Origin of the sequence: Thiocystis violacea, assembly GCF_016583575.1 — a bacterium.
GTDB classification, from domain to species: domain Bacteria; phylum Pseudomonadota; class Gammaproteobacteria; order Chromatiales; family Chromatiaceae; genus Thiocystis; species Thiocystis violacea.
The window spans coordinates 1-3,446 of sequence record NZ_NRRG01000116.1 but is presented as its reverse complement, the minus strand read 5'-3'; the positions used below and the strand labels follow the sequence as shown (position 1 = coordinate 3,446).

Annotated in this window: 5 protein-coding genes and 2 pseudogenes; 3 read left to right on the top strand and 4 right to left on the bottom strand. The window is 65.2% G+C overall.

Annotated elements, in window-relative coordinates; translation table 11 throughout:
• Positions 1 to 422 (top strand): annotated as a pseudogene (locus tag CKO27_RS24820) (transposase family protein); the annotation flags it as partial.
• 20 nt (positions 423 to 442) lie between these two features.
• Here CKO27_RS24820 and CKO27_RS24815 read toward each other — a convergent pair.
• A pseudogene (locus CKO27_RS24815) lies at positions 443 to 820 on the bottom strand (toxin-antitoxin system TumE family protein); the annotation flags it as partial.
• Positions 795 to 1,097, bottom strand: a complete 303-nt coding sequence (locus CKO27_RS23510; RefSeq protein WP_200377339.1) for a hypothetical protein — start codon at positions 1,095 to 1,097, stop codon at positions 795 to 797. The gene CKO27_RS23510 and the pseudogene CKO27_RS24815, both read right to left, overlap by 26 nt.
• Before the next feature lie 468 nt (positions 1,098 to 1,565).
• Between CKO27_RS23510 and CKO27_RS23505 the strand changes: the two genes are divergently transcribed.
• A complete protein-coding gene (locus CKO27_RS23505) occupies positions 1,566 to 1,901 on the top strand; it encodes a hypothetical protein (protein WP_200377338.1) in 336 nt (111 codons plus the stop codon).
• A gap of 45 nt (positions 1,902 to 1,946) precedes the next feature.
• Here the strand turns inward: CKO27_RS23505 and CKO27_RS23500 are convergent, their stop codons facing one another.
• Positions 1,947 to 2,327 (bottom strand): MotA/TolQ/ExbB proton channel family protein, encoded by a 381-nt coding sequence (locus tag CKO27_RS23500; RefSeq protein ID WP_276570205.1) that lies wholly within the window; start codon positions 2,325 to 2,327, stop codon positions 1,947 to 1,949.
• Position 2,328: 1 nt separating this feature from the next.
• Here CKO27_RS23500 and CKO27_RS23495 point away from each other — a divergent pair, with 1 nt between their 5' ends.
• Entirely contained in the window at positions 2,329 to 2,517 is a 189-nt protein-coding gene (locus tag CKO27_RS23495) for a hypothetical protein (protein ID WP_200377337.1), read from the top strand.
• A gap of 45 nt (positions 2,518 to 2,562) precedes the next feature.
• Here CKO27_RS23495 and CKO27_RS23490 read toward each other — a convergent pair whose 3' ends face one another.
• Positions 2,563 to 3,357: a MotA/TolQ/ExbB proton channel family protein gene (locus CKO27_RS23490; protein WP_200377336.1), complete on the bottom strand. Its 795-nt coding sequence runs from the start codon at positions 3,355 to 3,357 to the stop codon at positions 2,563 to 2,565.
• Positions 3,358 to 3,446 lie beyond the last annotated feature (89 nt).

Genomic DNA, 3,446 nt, shown 5'->3' with positions numbered 1-3,446 from the left:
TGTGATCACCCGCGCGCCGCGCTGTCGCGTGTTTGCCGGTGAGGTAGGGTATGGGTATTGTGCGGCCAAGCAAGAGTACTACTACGGGTTTCATGGTCATCTGATGATTTCCTTCAACGGGGTCATCTCTCAAAGACGAACTCGTCGGCGAGGGTATCGACCTGCAAACCCCCGTGCGGACGAACAGGCCAGATTCCCGAAACCCCCGCGCCGTGCCGCGCCTGACGACGACGCGCCGCCGGATTGAAACCGTCATTGGGCAACTCACGGAACGGTTTCATTTTGAAAAAATCCGGGCGCGGGATCTGTGGCACTTGACGAGTCGGATGGCACGCAAGGTCTTATCGCATACCCTCTGCATTTTCCTGAATCGCTCACTTGGCCGGCCAGATCTCCAGTTCGAGGGGTTGGTGACGGACTGAAAAAGTCGAACATCGCGTAATGTTCGGCTGCTGAAAGTCAACCCTGGGGCGGGAACCCTATGATGCTTGATATCCGGATGGATGTGCCGGTGGTGAGGATGCGTGGCGGCGAGGTTGGGATCATCCGGGTGCGGCTGCGAGTCGTACCAGTAGAGCAGTTGGCTATCTTGCCAGACCTCATAGCCATACTCGCGAATCCTGCCTGGCGAGTGCTCGAAAGTCAGCCGTTCGCGCACGTTCAGGCGGATGCCCTGGTCGAATTCCAGCTCGCCTCTCAGGACCGCCACGGTCGCGCCGCGACGAACCACCACCAGGGTCGAGCGCCGAATGGCTGCAAACTGGCTGCCGAGTTGGTAGATGAACGCCTCGTAGTCAGCGAGAGACTGTAATGGATTCATGGCGGGCGGTGCGTTCCATCAGATCGACATAGCTCGTGACCTGCGCCGATTGGAGCAAGCGCCGGCTTTCATCGCCAAACAGTGCCAGGCGCTCCTGAAGGATCTGATAGGACGCGGCCCATTCGCTCCAGTCCAAGACCCATGACGAGTCCGCCGGTTCTTCGCCAGTGCGATAGGCCTCGTAGAACATCTCGGTGGGAACGCCGTACTTGCGCTCGAATACGAGCAGGTCTTCGCGCATGGCATGGATGTCATGCAATACATCATCCAGGGTCATTGGGCCACCTCTTTGCAGCACGCTTTATGATTGATCGCGTCAACTATCTTAGCCGCTCCGCGCCCCGTTTTGGTTCCCAAGCGTGGAGACGGTGAACATCACCCACGCCCGCCCGCGGGCTGGGGCTGGGGCCAGCACCGCCGACGCCGACCCCGCCGAGGCAATGTGCTCGTGAAGTCGGGGTGTGCCACGAGCAAGAATAGGTGTTGTGCGGCTCGTGCTCGGCGCCTGAAATCAAGGCCCCTGCCTGGGAGACGCCTCATCCCGCCCCAGGTCGCCGTCCGTCCTCACAGCGCCACCTTAAGCTTTCGCCCGCCGCTGATGGAGAAACCCTGCCGTTCGTGGAAGACCAGCGAGCGCTCGAAGGCGGGCAACGGTGGCGTCGTGACCTCCAGCCGAGTCCACTGGCTCGAGCGGCCAAACGCCTTCGTGCGCGCCAGCCGCTCGGCGCCGGTCGGAGGGTGGGCGATGGCCGGACGACAGGGCGGCGCCCGCAGCAGGATCGCCCAAGGACAGCAGCCGTTCGGAGATAGCCGTTGCGAGCAGGAGGCCGCTGACGCCGTCCAGCTCGCGCACGCGCACCAACGGCCGACGCGCCTGCCCTTGCCGCGCTACGCCACCCATACCCGCGCGCCGACGATCGGCGGGGCCGCCTGGCGCGCCGCCCAGCGGGCGCATGCACTGGCGCTCGACGGACAAGTCTGCGGACTGACGCCACGGGGCGAGGTGCGCTGCTACCGTCCGGCGGTGGAGTCCAGGTCGCCATCACAGCCCCTACCCGCGCCCCAGGGCCGAGGTCAATAACCCGATTGATGCGCCTCGGACCAGTCGCGCGAGGGCGCGTCGGGCTCAACCCGCATAGAGCCGGTTGATCAGGTTGACCAGCGTGTAATGCCCGGCCCGGTTGACGGCCAGCTCTTCCTGGGCCTGAACCAGGTGGAGGAACAGCACCAGAATCGCGCTCTCGGCGAGCGCCACCAGGGTGGTGTAGAAGCTCACCCCGAGCGCGCGGGCGATCTCGCCGAGCGGCTGACCGGCGGCGCTCGGATCGATCAGGGACATGGCCAGCGCGATGCCGATCACGGTGCCGATGAAACCGACCGTCGGGATCACCCACACCAGATAGTGCAACAGGGCGTAACGCAGATCCACGCGATGGCCGAGCAGTTCCAGACTGCTGTTGAGCACGCTCACGCTCTGATCGACCGAGCGACTGGCCTGGAATTGCAGGATGCAGAATACCCGCGCGCCGACGATCGGCGGAGCCGCCTGGCGCGCCGGGTCGCGGGCGCATGCGCTGGCCCTCGACGGACAAGTCTGCGGACTGACGCCACGGGGCGAGGTGCGGTGCTACCGTCGGGCGGTGGAGTCCAGGTCGCCATCCCAGCCCCTAGCCGCGCCCCAGGGCCGAGGTCAATAACCCGATGGATGCGCCTCGGGCCAGTCGCGCGAGGGCGCGTCGGGCTCAACCCGCATAGAGCCGATTGATCAGGTTGACCAGCGTGTAATGTCCGGCCCGGTTGACGGCCAGCTCTTCCTGGGCCTGAACCAGATGGAGGAACAGCACCAGGATCGCGCTCTCGGCGAGCGCCACCAACGTGGTGTAGAAACTCACCCCGAGCGCGCGGGCGATCTCGCCGAGCGGCTGACCGGCGGCGCTCGGATCGATCAGGGACATGGCCAGCGCGATGCCGATCACGGTGCCGATGAAACCGACCGTCGGGATCACCCACACCAGATAGTGCAACAGGGCGTAACGCAGATCCACGCGATGGCCGAGCAGCTCCAGACTGCTGTTGAGCACGCTCACGGTCTGATCGACCGAGCGACTGGCCTGGAATTGCAGGATGCAGAGATCGATGAGCCCCGGCAGAAATCCGCGCTCGCCGTCGTGCCGATCGGCGACCCGTGCGCGGATGGCGGGCAAGTCGTGCGACTGGAGCACGACTTCATAGGCGTGCGGCAGCAGACCCTCGGCGATCAAGGCGTGCTCATACGCGGCGTCACGCCAGCGACAGAAGATCTCGCCCAGTCCGAGGAACAGGATCAGATGCGTGAGATTCTGCACCGTGAACGGATAGACGAAGGGATAGCCCGGCGGCGATCCGGCCTGATGATCGAGCAGCAGCGCGGCGGCCGGTTGGCCGGCGGGCAGCGCCACACTGAGCAGGGCGATCACGAGGCCACCCAGCACCAGTGACAACGCGAGCACCGGCGCGCGTCGTGGCCGCTCCCACAGGGCTTCGTACAGATGGGTCATTGGCCGCACTCCTGGCAGCGGGCGCCCTCGGGCCTTGATGCCTCCGCAGGGACAGCGCACGAGCCGCTGGCCTGACATCGGGGACGCGG